Origin of the sequence: Mesobacillus sp., assembly GCF_047739415.1 — a bacterium.
Lineage (GTDB): Bacteria > Bacillota > Bacilli > Bacillales > Cytobacillaceae > Mesobacillus.
The window spans coordinates 1-23,600 of sequence record NZ_JBIQOE010000034.1; the positions used below are offsets into that span (position 1 = coordinate 1).

Annotated in this window: 24 protein-coding genes; 6 read left to right on the plus strand and 18 right to left on the minus strand. The window is 42.1% G+C overall.

The annotated features are described in order from the left end of the window. The 5 genes from ACH0QE_RS02305 to ACH0QE_RS02325 form a co-directional block, all read right to left on the minus strand. A partial coding sequence (locus ACH0QE_RS02305) for an ABC-F family ATP-binding cassette domain-containing protein (RefSeq protein ID WP_415799128.1) occupies positions 1 to 1,604 on the minus strand: 1,604 nt, incomplete at its 3' end. Beyond that, positions 1,601 to 2,245 (minus strand): HD domain-containing protein, encoded by a 645-nt coding sequence (locus tag ACH0QE_RS02310; protein WP_415799129.1) that lies wholly within the window; start codon positions 2,243 to 2,245, stop codon positions 1,601 to 1,603. The genes ACH0QE_RS02305 and ACH0QE_RS02310, both read right to left, overlap by 4 nt. Before the next feature lie 417 nt (positions 2,246 to 2,662). Next, positions 2,663 to 3,511, minus strand: a complete 849-nt coding sequence (locus ACH0QE_RS02315; protein ID WP_415799130.1) for a DegV family protein — start codon at positions 3,509 to 3,511, stop codon at positions 2,663 to 2,665. 220 nt (positions 3,512 to 3,731) lie between these two features. Beyond that, on the minus strand, positions 3,732 to 4,262 hold the full coding sequence (locus tag ACH0QE_RS02320) for a hypothetical protein (RefSeq protein WP_415799131.1): 531 nt from the start codon (positions 4,260 to 4,262) through the stop codon (positions 3,732 to 3,734). Positions 4,263 to 4,413: 151 nt separating this feature from the next. Continuing rightward, positions 4,414 to 6,102: a formate--tetrahydrofolate ligase gene (locus ACH0QE_RS02325; protein WP_415799132.1), complete on the minus strand. Its 1,689-nt coding sequence runs from the start codon at positions 6,100 to 6,102 to the stop codon at positions 4,414 to 4,416. Between the two features lie 180 nt (positions 6,103 to 6,282). Here ACH0QE_RS02325 and metA point away from each other — a divergent pair, with 180 nt between their 5' ends. Continuing rightward, positions 6,283 to 7,191, plus strand: a complete 909-nt coding sequence (metA, locus tag ACH0QE_RS02330) for a homoserine O-acetyltransferase MetA (RefSeq protein ID WP_415799133.1) — start codon at positions 6,283 to 6,285, stop codon at positions 7,189 to 7,191. Between the two features lie 48 nt (positions 7,192 to 7,239). Here metA and ACH0QE_RS02335 read toward each other — a convergent pair whose 3' ends face one another. Then, a complete protein-coding gene (locus ACH0QE_RS02335) occupies positions 7,240 to 7,932 on the minus strand; it encodes an AIM24 family protein (protein ID WP_415799134.1) in 693 nt (230 codons plus the stop codon). 12 nt (positions 7,933 to 7,944) lie between these two features. After that, complete coding sequence (locus tag ACH0QE_RS02340; protein ID WP_415799135.1) at positions 7,945 to 8,628, minus strand: class I SAM-dependent methyltransferase; 684 nt, start codon at positions 8,626 to 8,628, stop codon at positions 7,945 to 7,947. Between the two features lie 122 nt (positions 8,629 to 8,750). On the opposite strand from ACH0QE_RS02340, the gene ACH0QE_RS02345 reads away from it, so the two are divergent. Next, the gene (locus tag ACH0QE_RS02345; RefSeq protein ID WP_415799136.1) at positions 8,751 to 8,969 is read left to right on the plus strand and encodes a DUF3892 domain-containing protein; all 219 of its coding nucleotides are present in this window, start codon (positions 8,751 to 8,753) and stop codon (positions 8,967 to 8,969) included. Between the two features lie 50 nt (positions 8,970 to 9,019). Here ACH0QE_RS02345 and mntR read toward each other — a convergent pair whose 3' ends face one another. The 4 genes from mntR to ACH0QE_RS02365 form a co-directional block, all read right to left on the minus strand. Further along, the gene (mntR, locus tag ACH0QE_RS02350; protein ID WP_415799137.1) at positions 9,020 to 9,442 is read right to left on the minus strand and encodes a transcriptional regulator MntR; all 423 of its coding nucleotides are present in this window, start codon (positions 9,440 to 9,442) and stop codon (positions 9,020 to 9,022) included. Between the two features lie 70 nt (positions 9,443 to 9,512). Then, positions 9,513 to 11,690: a DNA topoisomerase III gene (locus ACH0QE_RS02355; protein WP_415799138.1), complete on the minus strand. Its 2,178-nt coding sequence runs from the start codon at positions 11,688 to 11,690 to the stop codon at positions 9,513 to 9,515. A 185-nt stretch (positions 11,691 to 11,875) separates the two neighbouring features. Further along, a complete protein-coding gene (locus ACH0QE_RS02360; protein ID WP_415799139.1) occupies positions 11,876 to 12,163 on the minus strand; it encodes a hypothetical protein in 288 nt (95 codons plus the stop codon). A gap of 60 nt (positions 12,164 to 12,223) precedes the next feature. Beyond that, complete coding sequence (locus tag ACH0QE_RS02365; RefSeq protein WP_415799140.1) at positions 12,224 to 13,210, minus strand: HD-GYP domain-containing protein; 987 nt, start codon at positions 13,208 to 13,210, stop codon at positions 12,224 to 12,226. A gap of 352 nt (positions 13,211 to 13,562) precedes the next feature. Between ACH0QE_RS02365 and cspD the strand changes: the two genes are divergently transcribed. After that, positions 13,563 to 13,763, plus strand: a complete 201-nt coding sequence (cspD, locus tag ACH0QE_RS02370) for a cold-shock protein CspD (RefSeq protein WP_023627628.1) — start codon at positions 13,563 to 13,565, stop codon at positions 13,761 to 13,763. 433 nt (positions 13,764 to 14,196) lie between these two features. On the opposite strand, the gene ACH0QE_RS02375 is transcribed toward cspD, so the two are convergent. Then, a complete protein-coding gene (locus ACH0QE_RS02375; RefSeq protein WP_415799141.1) occupies positions 14,197 to 14,370 on the minus strand; it encodes a zinc-finger domain-containing protein in 174 nt (57 codons plus the stop codon). Positions 14,371 to 14,394: 24 nt separating this feature from the next. After that, the gene (locus tag ACH0QE_RS02380) at positions 14,395 to 15,051 is read right to left on the minus strand and encodes a reverse transcriptase-like protein (protein WP_415799142.1); all 657 of its coding nucleotides are present in this window, start codon (positions 15,049 to 15,051) and stop codon (positions 14,395 to 14,397) included. A gap of 197 nt (positions 15,052 to 15,248) precedes the next feature. Between ACH0QE_RS02380 and ACH0QE_RS02385 the strand changes: the two genes are divergently transcribed. Continuing rightward, positions 15,249 to 15,656, plus strand: coding sequence for a reverse transcriptase-like protein (locus ACH0QE_RS02385; RefSeq protein WP_415799143.1), 408 nt, complete (start codon positions 15,249 to 15,251; stop codon positions 15,654 to 15,656). A 1-nt stretch (position 15,657) separates the two neighbouring features. Then, a complete protein-coding gene (locus ACH0QE_RS02390; RefSeq protein ID WP_415799144.1) occupies positions 15,658 to 16,596 on the plus strand; it encodes a DMT family transporter in 939 nt (312 codons plus the stop codon). A 128-nt stretch (positions 16,597 to 16,724) separates the two neighbouring features. Here ACH0QE_RS02390 and ACH0QE_RS02395 read toward each other — a convergent pair whose 3' ends face one another. Both ACH0QE_RS02395 and ACH0QE_RS02400 read right to left on the minus strand, forming a co-directional pair. Continuing rightward, positions 16,725 to 16,994, minus strand: a complete 270-nt coding sequence (locus tag ACH0QE_RS02395) for a DUF6123 family protein (protein ID WP_415799145.1) — start codon at positions 16,992 to 16,994, stop codon at positions 16,725 to 16,727. A gap of 65 nt (positions 16,995 to 17,059) precedes the next feature. Next, positions 17,060 to 17,521 (minus strand): divergent PAP2 family protein, encoded by a 462-nt coding sequence (locus tag ACH0QE_RS02400; RefSeq protein ID WP_415799146.1) that lies wholly within the window; start codon positions 17,519 to 17,521, stop codon positions 17,060 to 17,062. 157 nt (positions 17,522 to 17,678) lie between these two features. On the opposite strand from ACH0QE_RS02400, the gene sspL reads away from it, so the two are divergent. Beyond that, positions 17,679 to 17,810, plus strand: coding sequence for a small, acid-soluble spore protein L (sspL, locus tag ACH0QE_RS02405; RefSeq protein WP_415799147.1), 132 nt, complete (start codon positions 17,679 to 17,681; stop codon positions 17,808 to 17,810). A 47-nt stretch (positions 17,811 to 17,857) separates the two neighbouring features. On the opposite strand, the gene ACH0QE_RS02410 is transcribed toward sspL, so the two are convergent. The 3 genes from ACH0QE_RS02410 to ACH0QE_RS02420 all read right to left on the minus strand — a co-directional run. Further along, positions 17,858 to 18,724: a 5'-3' exonuclease gene (locus ACH0QE_RS02410; protein WP_415799150.1), complete on the minus strand. Its 867-nt coding sequence runs from the start codon at positions 18,722 to 18,724 to the stop codon at positions 17,858 to 17,860. 215 nt (positions 18,725 to 18,939) lie between these two features. Then, positions 18,940 to 19,785 carry a sulfurtransferase gene (locus ACH0QE_RS02415; protein ID WP_415799148.1) on the minus strand — a complete coding sequence of 282 codons (846 nt, stop codon included), beginning with the start codon at positions 19,783 to 19,785 and terminating at the stop codon, positions 18,940 to 18,942. Between the two features lie 197 nt (positions 19,786 to 19,982). Then, the coding region (locus tag ACH0QE_RS02420; protein WP_415799149.1) for a dynamin family protein at positions 19,983 to 23,600 on the minus strand (3,618 nt) is incomplete at its 5' end.

Below are 23,600 nucleotides of genomic sequence, written 5' to 3' on the forward strand. Positions count from 1 at the left end.
TCAGGTTTCGGCCGCTTTTCAAGGTATTCTGAGTAATTGCCGTAATGCAGGTCTGTCTGTCCATTGCCTTCCAATACAAGCAGCAAATCGACGACCTTATCAAGGAAGTAACGGTCATGGGATACCGAGATGACGACACCTGGGAAGTCTTCCAGGTAATCTTCCAATACAGTTAATGTCTGTGTGTCCAGATCATTGGTTGGCTCATCCAACAGCAGGACATTAGGTTCTTCCATTAAAAGCTTTAACAAGTAAAGTCTGCGCTTTTCGCCACCCGAAAGCTTCCTGATTGGTGTTCCATGCGCATAAGGCGGGAACAGGAATCTCTCGAGCATTTGTGCAGCTGAAATTGTCTTGCCATCAGTAGTTTGGACGATTTCTGCTGTCTCTTTCAGGTATTCAATCACCCGCTTACTTTCATCCATATCTTCATTCTCTTGAGTATAGTAAGCAATTTTTACGGTTTGTCCGGTAATGATTTCACCGTCATCAAGCATGATCCTTCCAGCAAGGATATTTAGCAAAGTCGATTTGCCTGTGCCGTTCCTGCCGATGATTCCCAGTCTGTCTCCTGGTTTTACGAGAAGATTAAAATGATCCAGAATCACTTTATCTTCGTATTTTTTGGTTGCATCCTTCAGTTCAAGCACCTGTTTGCCCAGCCTGCTGCCACTCAATGAGATGTCGAGTTTGTCAGAAGACTTCACATTTGACACTTCATCATCCAGTTTGTCGAAACGCTGTATACGAGCCTTCTGTTTGGTTGTTCTCGCCTTAGCCCCGCGCCTGATCCACTCGAGTTCCTGTCTGAACAAATTCTTCTTCTTTTCAAGTGTTGCGGCTTCATTTTCCTCTCGGATCGCCTTGGCTTCAAGGAAGCTGGCATAGTTGCCTTTATAGCTATAAAGATTTCCACCATCCAGTTCAAAAATCCTGTTCGTCACTCTGTCAAGGAAGTAGCGATCATGGGTGACGAGGAGAAGTGACCCTGAATATCTAGATAGATAGTCTTCAAGCCATTTTACCGTCTCATAATCAAGGTGGTTCGTGGGTTCATCGAGAATCATCAAATCCGGAGATTCAATCAAAACCTGAGCGAGTGCGACACGTTTCTTCTGGCCGCCTGATAGCTCGCCCATTTTTTTGGTGAAATCCGAAATCCCAAGCTGCATGAGTATGGATTTGGCGGCAGTATTGGCATCCCAGCCGTCAGAACTATCCATTCTCCGCTGTAAGTCATAAAATCTTTCCTGAAGTCCTAAATCATCAGGTTTTTTGCCCAATTCAGAAAGAATAACCTCATAATCTCTCATCAGCTTCAGGATTGGTGCCTCACCGCTGAAAACCTGATCAAGAACCGTTTTATCATGTTCCATTTCAGGCTGTTGGGATAAAAATGAAATTTTATAGTCTTTCGCAAAAATGATATCGCCAGCATCAGCCTGGTCGATGCCCGCCACAATTTTGAGTAATGAAGATTTTCCTGTTCCATTCACACCGATCAAGCCAACTCTCTCACGCTCACCGATTGTAAAAGAAATCCCATTAAAAAGCTCTTTTTCTCCGTATGTTTTCGTCACGTTTTCGATCGTGATCATTTTCATGCCTTACCATTCCATTCACTATAAAATTGATCCAGGAAAGTCTCCATGAATTGGTGTCTTTCCTCAGCAAGTTGTCTCGCATGGTCTGTATTCATTTTATCTTTAAGCTTCAAAAGCTTCTCGTAAAAGTGATTGACCGAAGAGCTGTCGCCATTCCTGTAATCCTCCAGCGTCATTTCCCCCCTGATATTCAGGTCAGGTTCGTAAATAGGGTGGCCTTTCTTTCCACCGAAGGCAAATGTCCTGGCAATCCCGATAGCACCAAGAGCATCGAGCCGGTCAGCATCCTGTACAATCTCAGCTTCGATACTATCAAGCTCAATGACCCTGCCGCCTTTATAGGAAACCGTTTCGATGCAACTCTTTATCCTCGAGTTAGTTTCACTGTCTAATTGTATGCTTTGTAAAAATGAATTTAGTTTCAACCATCCGGCTTCTTCCGATTCATTCAATTTATCATCTGGAATGTCGTGGAGCAAGGCCGCCATTTCAATGATGAACCAGTCTCCCTGCTGTTCTTTGCTCCATATAAGACGGGCATTCTTCCTGACCCTGTCAATATGGTGCCAATCATGTCCAGAAGAATCCTTGCCAAGCTCAGTTTTGACAAATTCCTCTGCCATTGCTATTTTATCTCTCATATGCGCACCTACTTTCCTACCGAACTCATTTTACCATAGAAAGCGTTGAGAGAAAGCTGGATATATATTTGGAAGAGTAAAATGTATCCTGTACTATTTCACCTGCTTTTAATACCAGCCTGCCTATCGGACACTTTCTTCTAGGTTCTGCTCTCGGTTTGTCCTTTAGAGACCTACTATCGGACATTTTCTTCAGGTTCTCCTCTCGGTTTGTCCGTTAGAAACCTTCTATCGGACACTTTCTTCAGGTTCTGCTCTCAGTTTGTCCGTTAGAGATCTTCTATCGGACATTTCTCCCGGTTCCACTCTCTGTTTGTCCGTTAGAGGCTTACCATCCAAACTTTCTCTATAAATTACCCAGGTAAGTTGATTGGATCTTATTTACTGGACCAAAAGAAAAAGTGCCAAGATAGGCACTTATACATCTGCGTTATTCCAGCTGATCCCGATTGTATGTTCACCAGCATGTACACCGATTACGGCTCCAATCGGACAACTGAGGAATCGGATATCAGGGAATCTTGCTTCAAGCTGGCTTTGCCATTCGTCAGCAGCCTCTTTATGCAGCCCGTATAAAATGTACACTTCTTTTACTCCGTATTTCTCGTGAGATTGGCTCAAATAATTGAATATTTTCTCTCGGGCTTTATTATCGCTTCGGACTTTTTCTTTTGTATTCAAAACTCCATCTTCAATACTAATAATAGGCTTGATACTCAGCATGCTTCCAAGATAGAATTGCATGCCTGACATACGACCGCTGCGATGCAGCTGTTCCAGGCTCCCAATCATAACATAAGTTTCATTAGATTCACGGATGATTTCCAGCTTCTCCTTTATTTCTTCGACTGATGCCCCCTGTTCAGCTAATGCAATCCCTTTTTTTAATAGAGACGTCAATGGATATGTGAGAATTTTAGAATCAAAAGTAATGACAGGAATGTTAACATCTTGTGCAGCCTGTACACTAGAGGCCACTGTTCCGCTCAGCTTTGATGAGATCAAGACTGAGAATACGAGGTCATAATCTTTTTCAAGCTTATTATATAGTTCCATAAATACGCCCGCAGGGGGCTGGGAGGTTTTCGGCGCCGTTTTCACCGTCTTTAATTTTCTATATAATTCTTCTGCAGTCAGATCCTTTCCATCAAGGTATTCTACATCTTCCAAGACAATTGTCATCGGTACTTGATATACATCAGGGTGGTTCTTTAACTCCTCATCCAGATAGGCCGTACTATCAGTAACCCAGGCGATTTTCTTCAAACAATCTCCCCCTATTTCACTTTTTCAGTTCTACTGAAATATCGTGGTTTTTAGATATCCGCCAATTCACTTTTACTAGAGGTCAGCAGTGCTTGTACAAATCATGCGGTGCTTACTCCACGATTAGAACTTTCAATATATTCTATGCTCAAATCTTTTCGTTAATAGACTATTCTGAAAACAACACAAAAAATCCTGCCTCTGAGACAGGAATTATTATTCATTCAATAATTTTTTTGAGTTTTTCAAGTGAAGCTATCATATAATTGACCATTTCAGATAAGTCGTCAATCTGTTCTTCATAAACAAGACGGTTGAAGGAAACCTGCACATGGCTTTTAATAGTTGGCTTATCTACCATTGGGTCAAGCAAGGCGGTTTGTACAATCGCCCGATCTCTTCCCCATATTTCCTCAAGCCCTTTCTGAACTTCCTTAAAAACAATCATTTCATCATTATGTTGAAGTGAGAACGAAATATTCACTTTACATCCTGCAAGCTGTTTGGCATTCACACTTTCCAATAGCTCCGCAGAGAGGTTCTCCAATCCGGCCTCAATGGTCATCATTGCCGATAAAAGTTTCGGTTCATAATCTTTTTTAGTGAATGAAATTTCATATTTACGAGACAGCTTGGCGGCATTAATCCAGTCATTGCGGTCTATCACGATAATTTCTCCGCTCAAATCCCTGTCATATATATCGCCTTCAATCACGACTTTGATGTTTTCAAAAGCTGTCGGATCAAACAAAGCTTTCACTCCTTTATCAAGCAAAATGAATGCCATTTAACAGCATAGAAAAATGGCCAGTCCAACCTTCGAACCATGTGGCATCGGCATAAAAAGATCCACCTCACCACATGATGCCAGTCGGGACTGACCATGGCAAATGCAATTTACTTTAGAACAAGCCTACTGCGTTACCCTCTTCATCAACATCCATATTCAATGCTGCTGGAAGCTTCGGCAAGCCAGGCATTGTCATGACTTCACCTGTCAATGCGACGATAAATCCCGCACCTACTGACGGCTTCAGTTCCCTAACTGTAATAGTGAAGCCTGATGGCCTTCCAAGTTTTTGCGGATCATCAGACAATGAATATTGTGTTTTGGCCATACATACTGGAAGCACACCCCAGCCAAAGCCTTCGAAGTCAACAAGCTGCTTCTTTGCTTTCGGTGAAAACTCGACTCCATCAGCTCCATAAACCTGACGGGCAATCGTCTTAATTTTGTCCTCGAGTGAATCAGACAGATCATATAGGTGGGCAAAGGAATTTTCATTCTTTTCAATTACATCAAGGAGTCTCTCTGCAAGCTCCACTCCACCGGCACCGCCTTTTTCCCAAACTTCTGTCAAGGCAACCGGGATACCGGCATTCTCACACAGTTCTTTCAACGTATTTGTTTCAAGCTCTGTATCTGTAATGAATCGATTGATGGCAACGACATATGGCAAACCAAAGCTAGCAATCGTCTCAACATGCTTTTTCAGGTTCGTAAAACCATCTCTTAATGCTTTAACATCTTCGTTTACCAATTCCGTTTTCTTCATTCCTCCATGCATTTTCAGTGCACGTATGGTAGCGACAATAACAACAGCTGAAGGATCTATTCCTTCAGTTCTTGCTTTGATGTTCAGAAACTTTTCAGCTCCAAGATCCGCACCGAATCCAGCTTCAGTAACGACGAAATCTGCAAGTTTGGATGCAGCCTCGGTCGCGATGACACTATTGCATCCATGTGCAATATTCGCAAATGGACCACCATGGATTAATGCTGGAGTATGTTCGATCGTCTGGACAAGGTTTGGCTTAACCGCTTCCTTTAATAAAAGAGTCAATGCCCCTTCTACTCCAAGATCTCCCACAGTAACAGGCTGCTTGTCATAATTATAAGCAACAACCATCTTTGAGAGACGGAGTTTTAAATCCTTCAGGTCACTCGCAAGACACAGTACAGCCATGATTTCAGATGCAACCGTAATATCAAAGCCATCTTCACGAGGCACTCCCTGCATTGGCCCGCCAAGTCCGACGATCACTTTCCTCAGTGCACGGTCATTCAAGTCGACCGCGCGCTTCCAGACAATCCTGCGCTGGTCAATGTTCAGCTTGTTTCCTTGCTGCAGGTGATTATCAATCAAAGCAGCCAGGGCATTATTTGCGGTTGTAATCGCATGCAGGTCCCCTGTGAAGTGAAGATTGATATCCTCCATCGGAAGCACTTGTGCGAAACCTCCGCCTGTTGCACCGCCTTTGATTCCCATAGTTGGTCCTAATGAAGGCTCACGCATAGCAATCATTGTTTTTTTACCAAGCTTGTTCAATGCATCTGCAAGTCCGACCGTTACAGTAGATTTCCCTTCACCAGCTGGTGTAGGATTAATCGCAGTAACAAGTACGACCTTGCCGCTTTCTTTTGTTTTTAATTTAGCTAAAGCTTCTGAAGACAGCTTCGCTTTATACTTGCCAAACAGCTCAATATCATCGGCATCCAATCCAATGCTTGCTGCAATATCAACAATCGGCTTCATTTTACTGTCACGAGCAATTTCAATATCTGACTTAACTTGAATATTTGTTCCCATTTCCAATCCCCCCAGATATTCTCTATATGCTTACCATTTTATATTTTACCATCAGTGAAATACTATCAGGTAAAAAATATTTATTTGTCATAAAATTTCCTCTTTAGCCAATTGCTCCACAAAAGAATTCAGACTATAATAAAAATTACTGATTTTAGTTTCATAAAGGGAGGTTACACATTGCCAATAAAAATCCCGCTGCATCTGCCAGCGAAAGAAATACTTGAAAAAGAAAATATTTTTATCATGGATGACAGCACTGCTGCAAAACAGGATATCCGGCCGTTGAATATATTGATTCTAAATCTGATGCCCGAAAAAGAAAAAACAGAGAGACAGTTGCTCAGACTGCTTGGAAATACACCCCTCCAGGTGAACATAACATTCTTGAAGACTGCTACATACGATTCGAAAAACACCTCTCAATATCATCTGGAAGAGTTTTACCAAACCTTTTCTGAAGTAAAAGAAAAGAAATATGACGGCATGATCATTACCGGTGCCCCAATTGAACTGATGGAATTTGAGCAAGTAAACTACTGGGATGAACTGAAGGAAATTCTCGACTGGACTGAGCGGAATGTTACGTCCACATTGCATATATGCTGGGGAGCACAGGCTGCGTTATACCACCACTATGGCATTAAGAAATACGTCCTGCCGAAGAAATGCTCAGGCATATTCAACCACAGAGTCCTGGATCATAGTGAAAAACTCTTAAGAGGCTTTGACGATGAATTTATTGCCCCTCATTCGAGGAATACGGATATACCTGAAAAATCATTGCAAGACCATCCTGATTTAAAACTATTGGCCTCATCAGAAGAAGCCGGCGCATTGATCATTTCCAGCAGGGACAGCAGAAAAATCATGATCACCGGCCACCTTGAATACGAAGCCGCTACACTGGCAGAAGAATACTTAAGAGATAAGGAAAAAGGCATTGAAATCGACATGCCAGAAAACTATTTTCCACAGGATAATCCTGATAAAAAACCGGCAAACCGCTGGAGGTCACATGCCCATTTGTTCTTTTCCAACTGGCTGAACTATTATGTATACCAGGCTACACCATATGAATGGGATTAAGAAAAGGCATCGACAGAGTCGATGCCTTTCTTCATTCCGGCTCTTCTATTAACCTTGTGGAGCGTAATAGACTTCTTCAAAAGGCTGGACAACAACGAAGCCTTCACCGCTGAATTTCATCTGGATGGATTCGCCGCTTCCACGGCCAAGGAACGTTTTGAATGAAATATCTGTTACGAATTCCGGCTGGAGATTTCCGGACCAGGCTACTGTTGCGTTCGGGTCTGTATAAACCGGATTATCCGGACTGACAAGCAGGGTCAGCGGCTCATAATGGGATGTGATTGCTACCATTCCTGTACCCTCGAGACGGACATTGAACAATCCGCCGGACAGCATTCCGGCGACCCGGCGCATCAGCTTGATATCCCAGTTGATGGAAGGCTCAAATGCCAGCAGGTCATTCCCATTTACGAAAATTGCCTCATTTTGCAAATGCAAGATTGATATTTTCTTTCCCTGATCAGCCAGATAAAGCTTTCCATTTCCATTTGCCTTCATTAATGAAGCACCTTCACCTGTTAATGCCTTTTTGAACATCTTGCCGATTCCGTGTTCAAGCACGCCCTCGCGTTCAAATTTGATCTGGCCGCGATAGGAAACCATCGCTCCAGCTTTTGACCATACCTGGCCATTCAAATTGATTTCCAGCATTCTCGGTGTTTCCAGCTCAAATAGCCCTTCCCCTTTATCCTGCTGCTTCGTGTTGCTCACAAACTCCTCGATTGAATAACGACTCATAAGATAGCCTCCTTATTTTAAAACCTGGAACATGAAAACCCACATAAATGAGAGTGCTTGCTGCAGTTCTGCCGGCAATGAGCCGTGGGGAAGCTCATCTGCCGCTTTTTTAAATACTCCGAACTCACCTGCTTTTCTCAAGCCATTTTCCAGAGCGAGCCTCTCAAGTTCCCATGGCATGATTGTATTACAGATTACCTCTTCTCCATAAAGTCTCCTGAAGCTGTTCGTCCTTGGGCCTGCAGTTGGTCCAAGGATGCCAATGCAGACATAACCATTGGGCTTGAGAATCCGTGCTATTTCTTTTAAAGATTCATAGGGTTGGTTCGTCCATTCTATTGAATTAATTGCCATGACCGCATCAAAATGATTATTAGGGCTTTCGCAATCAGATAGATTACCCTTATTGAAAGTACAGTGCACATTCCGAGGATTCTGCCTGGCTCTCTCAAGCATCTCCTCAGATACGTCAATTCCGGTCACATCATAGCCTGCCTCTGACAACTTTTCCGAACCTGTTCCATCTCCACAGCCTAAATCACAAACCAGGGAACCAGCCGGAACAAACTGCTTAATGAATGGCACTATATCCTTGCGGCTTCCAGTTTCCCACATTCCTCTGCTTCTGGAATGCCAAAAAGCAGCCCTGCTGTCCCAGTGTTTTTCAGATTCTATTTCCCATTCGAAGATATCCATAAGCTCACCTGCCTAGTTTTTAATTCCTATAATAGTTATTTCGTTATAGAAGAAGGAATTCCTCTTAAGTTTATTTTTCCTTAAAAAGTGCAAGACTAGGAGGGTGAAAGGAGTGTTCAAATTTGGAACAAGAAGAATTGGTTGCTATACATAAAAATAACGCTGGTGAGATCATCAGTTTCCAGACATCGACCGGAAGGATAATATCTTATCGCAAAGCCTTGCTGGAGGCCAACACAGGTATGATTTCCGGAGTCAATATATTTGAAGGTTTAGATGGTACGACTTCTTTAGTTTCAGCAGATGGATCTGGCTTTGAACAATATCCCGATATATATTAAGGATTAAAAAAGTACTAAAAGAAACACCTGACAGCAGTCAGGTGTTTGATTTATTCTTCGTCATTTTGTTTTTGGATTGCCCTTAATTCTTGAACACGGGATTTATCTTCTTCAAAGAACTGGACAAGGTCTCCAATCCTGTCGATTGCATCCCAGCTTAAATGATGTTCAATTCCCTCGACATCATTATAGATATTCTCATCCTTTACGCCGATTACTTTTAATAATTGTTCTAGTAATTCATGACGGTCAACCAGCCTTTTGCCGGTTTTGTACCCTTTTGTAGTCAGCACAAGACCCCGATATTTCTCGTAAACAACGAACTGGTCTTTATCCAGCTTCTGGACCATTTTTGTCACTGAGGAGGGATGGACCGATAATGCCTCTGCGATATCCACTACCCGGGCATATCCTTTTTGTTCTATTAAAATAAAAATTTGTTCTATATAATCTTCCATACTAGGTGTTGGCATCCCATGACCTCCAATGCTTAAACAATAGCCATATTAAAGTTTACTATAGAAGGACAAGGGTGACAAGGCGCTATCCACCTTGATTGACTGGCTGTGCAGCTAAATCAAATTTCAGCTTATTTTCCTCCCCATCCCAATATAGCTTCGCGTTGAAGGTTTTATCCTTGCTCTGGAAGCCTTCGATCACATCGGTGCTTCCTTCTGCCAGCAGCATTTTGATATTCTTCTGCGTTACTGTCTTTCCAAGGATTTGTTTGGATAAGGTGAAGTTGCATTTTGTTTTTTGATAGTTAGAACAGCCGTAGAATGTCCCTTTGTCCACAACCATGCCATCACACTTTTTACATTTACCAAGGTTTGTGCTGCGTTTTGAACGACCGCCCTTTTTCCCTGGGACGAAGGCGTTTGTGAGCTCCTTGGAAAAAGTCCAGCCTGATGAGACTTCAGAGGTTTCAGAGACCAGGTGTTTAATCATTTTTGATGTCTGCTCAATGAACTGCTTGGGCGAAGCTTCACCCTCTCCAATCTGATGCAGCCTCTGCTCCCATTTCGCTGTCATTTCCGGTGATGCAAGTACTTGTCCACCAATGGCCGCGACGAGTATTTTTGCTTTGGCTGTCGCGTATACGAGATTTTTGCGGACTTCAATATACGCTCTGTCTTTAAGCATCGTAATGATTCCCGCTCTCGTCGCTTCAGTTCCAAGTCCTTCAGCTTTCATCAAAACCTTTTCAAGTTCCTTGTCCTCAATATGCTTTCCTGCCGTTTTCATCAAGGTAATCAACTGGCCTTCAGTCAGCCTTTTTGGCGGCTGTGTCTTACTTTCCTTTACCTCCGCTTTCATGACCGTTCCAGTTTCACCTTGCTGGACAGCAGGCAGCTCTGGTTCCTTGTCTGAGTCTTTTTGCGGAAGAACTTTTTTCCAGCCTTCATCCAACTGGACTTTCCCCTTGGATATAAACTCAGCTCTTCCCTCCACGACCGTCTTGATCGTTGTATATTCTGCGATGTATGGTCCATAATGGGCTGCAATCAGTGTCCTGGCCAGCAAATCATATAATTTCAGCTCATCCCCAGACAGCCTGCTTAAATTTGGGACTTGCTCAGTTGGGATGATTGCGTAGTGATCTGTGACTTTTTTTTCATTCACATAGCGTTTGTTATTTTTGATCGATGAATTTGGCAATGGAAAAAGTTGCTGATAATCAGGATTAGCCTGCAGTTTATTCAAGATCGCAGAAAAGCCCTCTGCTTCTCCCGGGGTTACATACCGGGAATCAGAACGCGGATAGGAGACAATTCCCCTTTGATATAATCCTTGTAAAATGTCCAGCGTCTTTTTTGGCGACATTTTAAAACGGCGATTTGCTTCCGCTTGGATTGCAGAAAGATTATAAAATAGCGGCGGCAGGAATTCTTTTTTCTCAGAAGTAACTTCTGCGGCTTCCGCAGTTTTCCCATCGCAAAAAGCAGCAATTTTCTCAGCCATTTCCTTCGTTTTGATTCGTGAATCACCATCTTTTTCCCATTTGCCGCTGTACTTTTTGCCATTGATATTAAATTTTGCGAGCACTTCCCAAAATGGTTCCGATACGAAATTCTCGATTTCCAACTCTCTTTTCACAATCAAAGCCAGAGTAGGAGTCTGTACCCTTCCGACAGAAAACACATCTGAATAGCCTTTCTTCTGAAGCAGAAGCGTGTACAGCCTGGATGCATTCATGCCGACAACCCAGTCAGCACAAGCGCGGGTATATGCTTCAAAATACAAATTCTTTGTATCTGATTCATTCAAAAGGTTTTGGAAGCCCTCCTTTATCGCTTTCGGCGTCAGCGAGGAGATCCACAGTCTTTTCATCGGCTTCATACAATTGGCAAGGCGAAGGATATTCCTGATGATCAATTCACCTTCGCGCCCGGCATCGCCTGCATGGATGATTTCAGAGACCTGCGGATCGGTAGCTAGCTTTTTTATGATTTGGAATTGCTTTGCTTTCGATTTGACGACTTCATACTTGAAAGTTTCCGGTATGATCGGCAATGTATCCAGCGACCATTTTTTCCAGCTCGGATTGTATTGCTCGGGTGCTGACAGTTCCGTTAAATGGCCGATTGCCCATGAAACATAAGCACCTTTAGGAAATATTTCATTTGGAAGGATTTCGATGAAGCCTTCCCTTTTTTTCATTTTAAACACGGAGGCCAGCGTTCTGCCCTGGTCAGGCTTTTCCGCAACAATCAATTTCATAATTTCCTCCTGAAAAACTTTTATATGAGCAAACATTTTAAACCTCAAATTCTATTTTATCTTTTTTTCGACAAAAGCGTAAAGGACTTTTATTGCTGCTTCCCGCACATTCAATATTGGAATGTGTATTGTACCAGCCGTGGAAAATTAAACAGGCAGCTGAATGATCAGCTGCCTTAAAAAAATTAATCCTCGAATGGCTCAACTATGTTGTTATCATTAATGTACCATCGATTCCTGTTAACGACTGCTGAAACGGTTAAGATCAGCGAAGGAACCTTTTCTATCCGGACCACGATTGCCCCGACCAGCTGCTGGAAAATCACGAAGGATTCTCCGTGGCTGAACGTTGCCCACTGGGGACCCATGATGGCAATGGAACGGATGATTTCTTCCTTTTCTGCTTGCTCAAGTGAAAGATGGGGAGAAAAAATAATAATCCAATCTTCATCACCTATCGAAAAGCGGTACATGCCCTCACCCTTTTAATTCATCATCATTGACTATTAAAAGATATGAATGGCGTCTGCAGATTATACCCCTACGATTGAATCATTTAGGACTCTCGAAATCCTTAACCCGCGATTCAGCCGCAAATCAACAAGTGTGTCCCCTGTTTTTATCAGGGCCCTTAAAGGCTCGAATGGATCAACCATCAAGATTGTCCCCTCTTCACCGTCGCTAAGGAGGACACGTCTTCCGACAAGGCTGTCCATGATCCTATACAGGAAAACGAGCATGATCTTGGGATCAAATTTTCCGAATACATCGTTTTGCATTTGAGATATGACAATGTGGAAAGGCTCTGCCTGGTGATAAACCCTGGAAGATGACATGGCATGGTATACGTCTGCAATTGCTACGATTTTTGCAAGCTCGTCTATCTTTTCGCTGCGCAGGCTGAATGGATAGCCTCCACCGTCCTCACGCTCATGGTGTTGGAGAGCAATCAGCGCGACTCTTTCATTTAGTTCCGGGATATCTTTCAACATCCGGTATCCGTATACTGTGTGGCGTTTCATTTCGTTGTATTCTTCCTGTGTCAGCCTGCCTGGCTTGTTCAAGATGGTGGCAGGGATACGAGCTTTCCCGATATCATGGAGTGTTGCTCCCAGAGTAAGATCATTCAATTCAGATTGGCCTAAGTTGAGCCATTTTCCAATCAATGTAGAGATGATTCCGACACAGACTGTGTGCCTGTAGGTATACTCATCTTGTGTCTTCAGCTCATAGAACAGGTGATAGATGTGGGGGATTTCTGCGGCCTGCATGATCACAGGCATGATTTCATTCTTGATTTCACCAACAGGGACAACTCCTGTCTTAGCAACAATATCGAATATCTCTTCCATTTGCCTGGAGGCATCATCGATTTTCCTGGAAATATCGTCAAGCTTTTTATTTACTGCTATCTGAGGTGTGTGGTCCTGAATGGCATTGCCATTCCTGATTGTATCCAATAATGCATCAATTTGATGATCAGTTAAGGACGTGAACGCGGATGGAGTGGTCTTCTTCATTAGTACCCTCCTCTGAGCTTTTAATAGACTTGAAGATAAAGAATCTTGCTCTCTGTTTACTTCTAAAGCAAAAGTAAATAGAGTATTAATAAGAAAATAATAACAAATTTTTCCGGAAATAGGAACAAAAGCGAGACGAAATTCAATTTATTATAAATTAACAAAATTTTAAGATTATTTAGTCTGTAATACGCTTACATTCTTGACTGATTGAATCCCAATATTGTATATTTAAGACATCATTTAATAGAATATATTTGCCATGTCAAAGCTGCAGATGTATCGATTAGATGATAATATTCAACTTTGGCACATATTTTGTGTCGCGAAAGACATGGGAGGAAAGTTTAACATGCAAAACGGTAAAGTAAAATGGTTCAACAATGAAAAAGGTTTCGGTTTCATCGAAGTAGAAGGTGGAGATGATGTATTCGTTCACTTCTCAGCAATCCAGGGCGATGGCTATAAGTCACTAGAAGAAGGTCAAGAAGTTTCTTTTGAAATCGTTGAAGGAAACCGTGGACCACAAGCTGCTAACGTAGTAAAACTATAATTTAAAAAAGTTGAAGGCTGGCGCTTGGCGCCAGCCTTTTTTGATTGATTGATTGTCTCATGCGTTTTACGGACATTTTGACTTCGACCTTCCATTGAAATGTCCATTATACACTCTTTCTTAGACATTTTAACTTTGTACTTCTGCTGAAATGTCTATAAAAAAGCACTTTCTTAGACATTTTGGCTTGGTACTTCCGCTGAAATGTCTATAAAAAGCACTTTCTTAGACATTTTAACTTGGTATTTCTGCTGAAATGTCTATAAAAAGAACTTTCTTAGACATTTTGGCTTGGTACTTCCGCTGAAATGTCTATAAAAAAACCTTCTTAGACATTTTGACTTCACCCATCCGCTGAAATGTCCATCAAATTACCCTTATTAGGTATAACGGCCTTTCATTTCCTTTAAATTGTCTCTAACCGATATCCACACTAAAGTTTTTGTCCGCACTTTTTTATTTTTTCACCAACGGTGCATTCATTGATGCAGAACCGGTGGGCAGCTCTTTTTCCGTGTTCTTGCCGATGATGCTTTTTCAGGAAGCATCCATTGCAGTATGTATTGAGCAATGTCTCTACCTCAGCAAGTATTTCATTACGCGTCAATCTATTCCCGCCTTTCCCTCCAGGTTATAGTATTTGCATTTTACTGTTGATCATCTTTCCCTGCAATGCCTGTGTCGCCAGTTTGTCAGCCTCTTTATTTTCTTTCCTGCCTACAGGATTGTATTTCGGATACAAACCAAGTTCCTTGATCTTATTCTCGATTCTGTCGAGCCAGCGGTTAAGTGTTTCTTCATAGCAGGGCCACTCCCCTTCGAGTTGCTTCAAAACAACTTGTGAATCACCTTTGATATCGCAAGTCATGTTCCGGACGCCCATTTCTTCAAGGATGGTGAGGGCAAAATATAGAGCAGCGTATTCTGCTTCATTATTCGTTTCAAGTTCATCGAAAACTTCATTGGCACGCAATCTGTACTTCTTTTTTCCCTGTTTGAAGTAGATTATGGCCCCAAGTCCTGCTTTATGATTATAGTTATCAAAACCACCGTCAAAATAAACGGTAAGATCATGGGGTTCTTCTTCTACTTCTTCAAGAAGCTTGCGCATTTCCTTTATTGTCCACGAAGTACCGATTTCATCTTTGAAAGAGATTTCTCCAGCTTTACCCGATTTTTCTAATTCTTCACCAGCCTGCAGTGCATGCTCGCCATCAAGAAAATCTGAGCTGAACAGGATGGGATCTATTCCTTTTGCTCTGTATTCCCATTCCAACTTATATTTCATGACTTCTCCCCCGCTTTCCGATCTGTTTTTTGCTCCGCCAAAAGGGTTATTTTTAGTTATCTTACCCATTTTTTGAGCACGTTACAATGAAAAAGGGACGATGAAACTTAAATGGAGATAGTATATTTTTATAAATTTTCGCTGCTATTATGATACACTAACTATTATCTGTACAAACCAACCGGGAGTGATCTTTGTTGTTCGAAGTATATATAGATGGTGCAAGTGCTGGCAACCCTGGTCCAAGCGGTGCTGGTATTTTCATTAAAGGTAATGGGGAGGTTTTTAGATATTCCATTCCTCTTGGTGTCATGTCCAACCATGAAGCTGAATATCATGCATTTATAAAAGCATTGGAAATCTGTCTTGATAAAGGTTTTAACGTTGTATCTTTCAGGACCGATTCACAGCTAGTAAATGCAGCAGTAGAGAAAGAGTTCGTTAAAAATAAACTCTATGCCCCCCTTTTGGAAAAAGCGTTGATGCTTGCCAGTCAATTTGACCTGTTCTTCATGAAATGGATTCCATCTAGTGAAAATAAAACAGCTGACGATTTGGCAAGAAAAGCCGTAAGGGACAACAAAAAGAAAGGAACCGAAAACTAACATGAAAGCATCAACCTTCGCGGATTTAAGCTTACTATTTGTAGCCCTCATCTGGGGCGCAACTTTTGTTCTTGTGCAAAATGCGATAGCTTTTCTTGAGCCACAATCCTTTAATGTTGTCCGATTCACTCTGGCAGCAATCCTATTAGGACTTTGGCTTTTGTTTTTTGAAAAAGATCAGCTAAAAAAACTGGATCGAAAATTAATTTTATCAGGAATAATGCTGGGCTTTTTCCTGTTTATCGGCTATGCATTCCAAACATTAGGTCTGTTATATACAACCTCATCCAAGGCCGGCTTTATAACTGGTTTAAGTGTGGTCCTGGTACCGTTGCTGATGATAGGAATCTTAAAACAGCGGCCAAGCATCAACTCTATAGCAGGTGTCTCTGCAGCAACTGCGGGACTATATCTTTTAACAATGTCAGATGTTTCAAGCCTTAACATTGGAGACGGCTTGGTTCTCATATGTGCTGCGGGTTTTGCCTTGCACATCGTTTTTACCGGAAAATACAGCAGCAGTTATCCAACGCTCCTGTTGACGACAGTCCAAATCGCAACTGTTGCGGCTCTATCTGGAGTATCTTCTATCCTATTCGAAGATTGGAAAAGGGCATTCAACCCTGAGATCATTTTTTCAGCGAATGTCATGATTGCCTTGTTGGTTACATCTATTCTTGCAACAGCACTGGCGTTTTTCATCCAGACAAATTTCCAGAAGCATACGACGGCTACTCGTGTCGCCTTGATTTTTGCAATGGAACCAGTTTTTGCGGCTATCACCGCTTATTTTTGGGCGGATGAACGTCTGACATATAGTGCCCTGGTCGGCTGTGCGCTTATTTTTGCAGGAATGGTTTTCGCGGAATTGCCATCAGGCAAATTCGAAAGTTTCATTCGTAAAGTATTTCCGAAAAAAGAGGCTGATTTCAAAGCATAACGCTTTGGAAACAGCCTCTTCTTTATCATCTCGTTTATATAATGTCTACTTCGAAAATTGTCCAGCTGCAGCGCTTAGCCCCTCGAGTCGCTTGTATGTCGGGGATGAGCAGGCGCTTCAGCTTTTCGTTATACGGCCAAAATCTCGATTTTTTTAACGTACTGTAACGCTGCTTTGCGGGAATGAATTTTATTAGAAGCGAAGGTCTCCAGCAATGAAATATAAAAGCTTCCATCAAAACCTTTTTGAGCCTTAAGGGTAATTTCAATGGCTGTATTTGTAAGTTCATCGGTAGAATTCGTATATTGCTGACCGAAATAAATAAAGCCGATGGCGTCCTCACGCAACTGGAACCCTTTGCTCTTCAAATGAAGCAAGTAATCTTCAACTGTCCGCACTGACTGAATCAATCCTCTCTTCAAGCCGTCTCTAGTAAAATTTTACCGCAAAATCCGAGCATTTTCTACCGTTTTTTCGTCAAAAGATATCCAGCAAATCCCATTGCCATGCCAAAGAGGGCTCCGCCAAGTACTTCTTTTGGCTGATGGCCTAGCATTTCCTTTAATGGATCTGGAGACTTTTCTTCAAACTCTACAGGGTCATCCTCATGAATCTTATCCATCAGTTCATCAAGGTCATTTACTTTCAAAGTGAGTTCTCCCGTTTGTCTCCTGATTCCCTGGGCATCATACATGACAATTATGCCGTACACGAGGGATAGTGCAAAGTCAATCGATCGTACACCTTTTGTAAGAGCAACATATGTTGTTAAAGATGACACACCAGCTGAATGGGAGCTGGGCATTCCGCCGCTGGCCAAAAATAAATCTGGTTTCCACTCCTGTGTCTTTGCGTAATGAAACGGTATTTTTAAGGCCTGAGCAAGGCCAATACTTGAAATAGCAATAACTGCACCTTTATTCATTATCAGTCACCTCCATGTTATTTTGAAGAAAAATGATTGCTTTTATTCTTGCCCGTTCATAATAAGGATTAAGCTGTAATAAGCAGACAACCTATAAAGGTTATTTCTCATTTCTGGCCATTTTTAAACAAAAACTTTTCTGGAGGGATCGCTGATTATGAGTAAAAAGGGAAACAGAGGAACAAAGGCACCCGGGGTAAATCCGCAAGGCTACAGACAGGATGCTGAATTTGCTGAAGAACCAAAGTCAAAGCTGGAAAATGCCGCTAAGAAGAAGAATACAAAATAACTAAACCAATAAAAAACAACGGCTGGTATAAAAACCAGCCGTTTCCTTTAAGCATGTATCGTTTCGTATTCGAACAGACGGTGCAGCCCTTTAAGTTCAACTTCATTGAACTTGGAAAGAAGCTTTTCCCGGTCAATTATAAATCTAGCGTCGTCCATCTTGCATTCAACAGGTACATCACATTTGATTTCAGCTAGCTGCCTGCTTAAATGAAGCATTTCAAGGTCGGCCTCGATTTTTGCTCGCTGTGATTTTGTCAGTTGATGCAGATTCGCGATGACACCTTCTACATTCCCATGTTCCTGTAACAGCTTAATGGCGGTCTTTTCACCGATGCCACGGACTCCAGGATAGTTATCACTCGGGTCTCCCATGAATGCTTTCAGATCAATCATCTGTTCAGGCCAGATCCCCTTTTCAGCATACAGACTATTGCGATCGTGAACTTGATAATTGCCATAGCCTTTCTGGAGCAGGATGACTGAAACCCGATCATCGATCAGCTGGAGGATATCCTTATCACCTGTCAAAATCGTGACCGTATCCACTTCCTTAACCGTCCTGGCAATCGTCCCGATACAGTCATCAGCTTCATAGCCCCTCAAGCCAATGTTTGGTACATCCAAAGCTTCCACTACCTCTTTTACAAGGTCAAACTGTGGCAGCAGCTCAACAGGTGCCTCAGGTCTATTCGCTTTATAATTGTCGAACATTTCCGTACGGAAGGTTTTACTGCCCATATCCCAGCATACAGCAGTATGGGTAGGCTTGAAATTTGCAACTGCAGTCGCAAAGTGTTTAATGAAACCGTGGATCGCATTTGTCGGGACCCCTTTGGAATTTATCATGAACTGTCCGGAAACAGCTGTTGCATAAAATGCTCTGAACAACAAAGCCATCCCGTCAACTAGCATTAGAGAAGTTTTATTATTTTCCAAGTTGGTACCTCCATTTGGTAAAATTTGAGCCATGGCTCTATTTTAAAAGCTTGAAGCCTTAATTTAAAAAGTCAGCTTTGATATTATAACATAACTCTCGGAGTTCCCTTTCATATTCCGAAAATAACGATTCTTCAATTAGTGAACTAATGCTGTGGATTGAACCAAAAGAGCCCACTTTTCTCAAAACATTATTCACTCCTTGATACTGGATTTTCTCTGTAAGAAACCCAATCACTGTAGCTTCCAGCATAAAGCCTGACATTCTTGAATCCAGCTTCTTTTAGAGCGATATAATTCGGCGTAGCTGTCACTCCAGATCCGCAATAAACTATGATAGGCTGATTAGGGTCAAGTTCTGCAAATCTCTTTTCCTGTTCAACACGAGGCTTAAAAGATCCATTTTCATAGCCTTCCATCCACGGCTTATTGATCGCTGATGGAATATGGCCTGGAACACGATCGATTGGCTCCTCGATCCCAAGGTACCTTTTACTTTCCCGCGAATCGATAAGGACCGCACTTCCCGCCTCATTTAGTGCGATATCTTTCACCTCTTCAAAGGAAGCCAGCATATCATGATTTTCTGCGATAGTGTATTTTGCAGTCTCATAATGAGGTACGGAATGATCAGTTGGATAGCCAGACTTCTCCCATACATCGAAGCCTCCGTTCAGGATATAAACTTTTTCATGCCCAACGTATTTAAGAAGCCACCATAATCTTGAAGCGAATGCTCCTTCCTTTCCGTCATAAACAATAACCGTTGTTTTATTATCAATCCCGGCATCCTGCAGCCTTTCTCTAAACTGAGTTGTTTCCGGGAGCGGATGTCTGCCTCCATGTTCTCTGACTGTGCCGGACAGATCTTTTTCGAGGTCGAAATAAACCGCACCTGGAATATGACTGCGTTCATAAAGAAGCCTGCCCTCGTCAGGACTCCCAAGCTTGAAACGGCAATCGACAACTCTTGTATTCCCGTCTCCAAGATGGTCATTAAGCCATTCAGAATCTACATGATTTTGCAAGGAAACCACTCCTCAAGTAGTTTTTTTGGACATCAATTTTTTTACATGTTCTTTAGGGTCCCAGCAGGAAAATTGATAATGGCTCTTCGTTTCATAGCCAAGCCTGACACAATGGTAATTCATTTTGCCATTCAGCTTTTCAGCCTGAAAATTTACACAAGTAGCACATGCATGAAATCTATTACTGGTCATCCTGCACTCAACCTTTATTGAAAGTTTTTAATATTTAACAGTGCCCTTTTAACAGTATCAATAGAGAAATTATCTTCAAGTGCAGACGTAATCCCTTCAAAATACTCTGTGATCTGCTCTGAAAAATCCTCCTGGACTTTCACAAACTCCCGAACCAATTCAGGCTGATAATGATCTTTCAGCCTTGCATTCTCTTCTTCAAGATACTTACCAGCAGGTCCATGTAAAAGCTTTTCAAGTTCATCCGCCATTAATTTCTTTTCATTCTTCTCAAAGAAGGATTTAGGATTTTTAAACATACCAAGGGTTTTTCTAAACTTGTTACGATCAATGTTTTGATATGCTGTTTCGAATTTTATCCCAGTAAGTGGACCATTATCTGTTTCAGAAATAGAAACCGAAGAGTTAATTTTCAATAGTTCACTTAACAGTGCTTCCTGGAACTCTTTCAAGATCCGGATAATAAATGCTTCGGTCCTTAAAGACGTTGCTCTCATCTCCTGAGCCAGGTCATATCCAATGCTTTCAATCAACTCATCGAGCGCTGTTTCAAGGGCCTTCTTCATATTGCGTCCATCATCCTTCAATAGCGCAGGATTGAATGCCTCCCTGAAGAAGTCACCGAAACGGATGAAGACACGCTGACGAATGTAATAAGTCAATTCATCAGCCTCGAGGTTCAAGCGTTCCTCTAGTACTGCTGATTTCTTTTGTGATAAAACGTGCAGCATTTCTTCCTTTTCAGATAGAAGTTTTCGTCGCTTATCAACCCTTGCTGCCTTATCTTCTTCTGCAGAGCTGATCATTTCCTCGATTGTAGCTACAGCCTGGCGCCATTTTGCCTCAGCGGCCTCGACAGCCATATTCATCAGGTCATTGGCGATGAATGTGTAAAACGCCTTTTCAAAATGATTGAATAGCTGGTCTCCACCAGACCCATTTTCCAGCTTCGCATTAAGGCCCTTTAAACTGGAAACAGGGAATAGATGCGGCTTCCTGATCCCGTATTGTACAAGCTGGCCTTCAACATACTCTAAAACGGCTTCCTGTTCTTCTTGCGAATTCGCCAAATCGACAGCATTAACTATGAAGAACATTTTATCAAGTTCAAAGGTGTCCTTGACCCTGCCCAGCTGAATCAGGAACTCCCTATCCGCTTTCGAAAACGCATGGTTATAGTAGGTTACGAATAATATAGCATCTGAATTCTTGATATAATCGAAGGCTACCCCAGTATGGCGGGCATTGATTGAATCAGCACCTGGTGTATCAACAAGGGTTATCCCCTCTCTCGTAAGCTCACAATCATAATAAACCTCAATCCACTCAACAAAACAGGATTTTTCCTCTTGAGCAACATACCCTCGGAAGGATTCGAGATCCACAGACAGCTTTTCTCCAAAACTATTTTTAAAATCACTGAATCCCTTGGCAAAAGCCTGCAGGAATGAGTAATGCGTCTTTTCTGCCGCACTGTAACCGCTATCCTCAAATTGAAGAGTACTGATTTGATCGATCGCTCGCTCGAAATCAGATGTGTTCTTGCCGAATAATCCTAGAGATCGGTCCAGTTCTTTCAGCAATTCGTCAGCACTTTTGATTTTGACTATTACCGTCCCATGAGGATGCTCAGTTGTCACCGGTTTAATTTTATTAATGGCAGCAGTTGTCGGATTTGGTGATACCGGCAAAATCCGTTTCCCTACCAGAGCATTCGCGAAAGAAGATTTTCCGGCACTGAAGGCTCCAAACAAGGCTACAGTGAATTCTCTTTCTTTTAACCGGGAAGCTTTTTCCTTCAATTCACGGGCGATTTTTTTCAACCCAGGGATTCCTTCAATCTGTTCAGATGTAAAATTCATTTTTTCGACCAGCTGCTTTTGTTCTTCGTGAAATTGTGCTATTCCATTCCCGCCTTGCTCGACAGGAGCTTCTACTGATGGAACGGCCTTTTCTCTAGTGGTAGTTGCGGAAGTAAAGTCATTATTTAAAATCACTTCCGGCTCATCTTCGGCAGCTTTAAAAACAAGGAAGTCTTCCTCTTTATATTCTGCCGGTTCGCCATAGAGAATTTCTGATACATTTCTTCGTTGCTGGGCAAGGTTTTCCTGAAATGAATTCAACGCTTTCCACGCAGATAAAAGCTGCTCGAGGTTTTCTTCTTTTTTGAGAAGTTCGTTTACTTCCTCATCATCATGACCTTTTACATAGTCGATGAACAGTTCCTTAATTGGCTCAAGCTTTCTTCTTGCGAGATTCTTCAATGCCTCAGCGACATCATTTGTATAATTGAGGACATAGTCCCCTGATAGTCTCGCACCAGGTTTAACAGCTTCTGAGAGCAGACCTTTTTGGAACTCGATCTTGAAACCATTTGCTGCTCCCTGCAGCTCTGTCTGCGAAAGATTATGCTTTTTGAAAAGCTTTGATAAAAAGTCCTTGATATGCCAGTCGAGCTGGGATTGTACTTTATCCTCCAGTTCTCGATAGAAATTGTCCAATCTAGCTGAACGTTCCTGTTCTGTTTTTTGTTTAGAGAATAATAAGCCCACTTTAAAGTCTGGCTGCCTTGACTGCAGATAAGCCTCGGCCAATTCCCTTGTCTGGAAAGGCATTAGATACGCGTTTTTTAAGATATCATTGAGCCCATCACGGAATTCCTGTTCAGGGTCCCTTTCAACCTGAATTTTTTCAATATGCATCCTTATTTTATCGAGTTCAGCTGAAAGCTGTTGTCGTTCATTATCAGAGACTCCTGCCAGGGTCGCCTCAAATTTATCTATTTCTTCAGCAACATCCTGATGAAGATTTGCCAAATGGTCCTCAGACAGCTTTTCCAACGACTTAAAAATTGAAACTGGCAGTATTTCTTTTCTCATGTCCTTCCGCTCCATGATGAATGAACGAAGCTCTTGAAACTGATTATGTGGTGATTCAGGGTATTTCAGCGACGTATAAAAAATCCCTGCATGCTTTACTCCCCAGTCCGCAAAGGAATCTTCAACACTTTGCTGAAATTGATTAAAAGACAGTTCTGCATCCTGATGTTTGTCGACCTGGTTGATAATCAAGTAAAGTTCTTTTCCTGCATCCGTTAATTCCTTTGTAAAAAGGAAATTTAGTTCGGATTGGACATGGTTATAATCCATCATATAAAAGACAATGTCTGAAAGATGAAGCGCAGATTCAGTGGCAATCCGATGGGCATCATCAGTAGAATCGATTCCTGGTGTATCCATAATGACTGCCTGTTCCAGGAACTCAGCTCCATTATGGCTGATTTCAATGGTCTGGATTTGTTCGCCATCCTTGCAGTAGGTTTTCACCGTATCATAATCATACGGTGCCGGATACAGACGTGACCCGCCGTCCTTAAAGATGACCTTGGCATATTCAGAACCTGATTTTAGCCGCACCAGATTCGCACTGGTTGGGATTGGGCTTGAAGGCAGGATATTGTCTCCGATTAATTTGTTGATCATGCTCGACTTACCCGCAGAAAAGTGACCGCAAAAAGCGATTGAAAATTCTTCTTCAACTGCTTTCCTACCCAATTCCTTTGCCTTTTCAGCTATATCTTCATCATGATTTGTATTCATTAAGTTATAAATTGATAAAATCTTTCCAAGAAG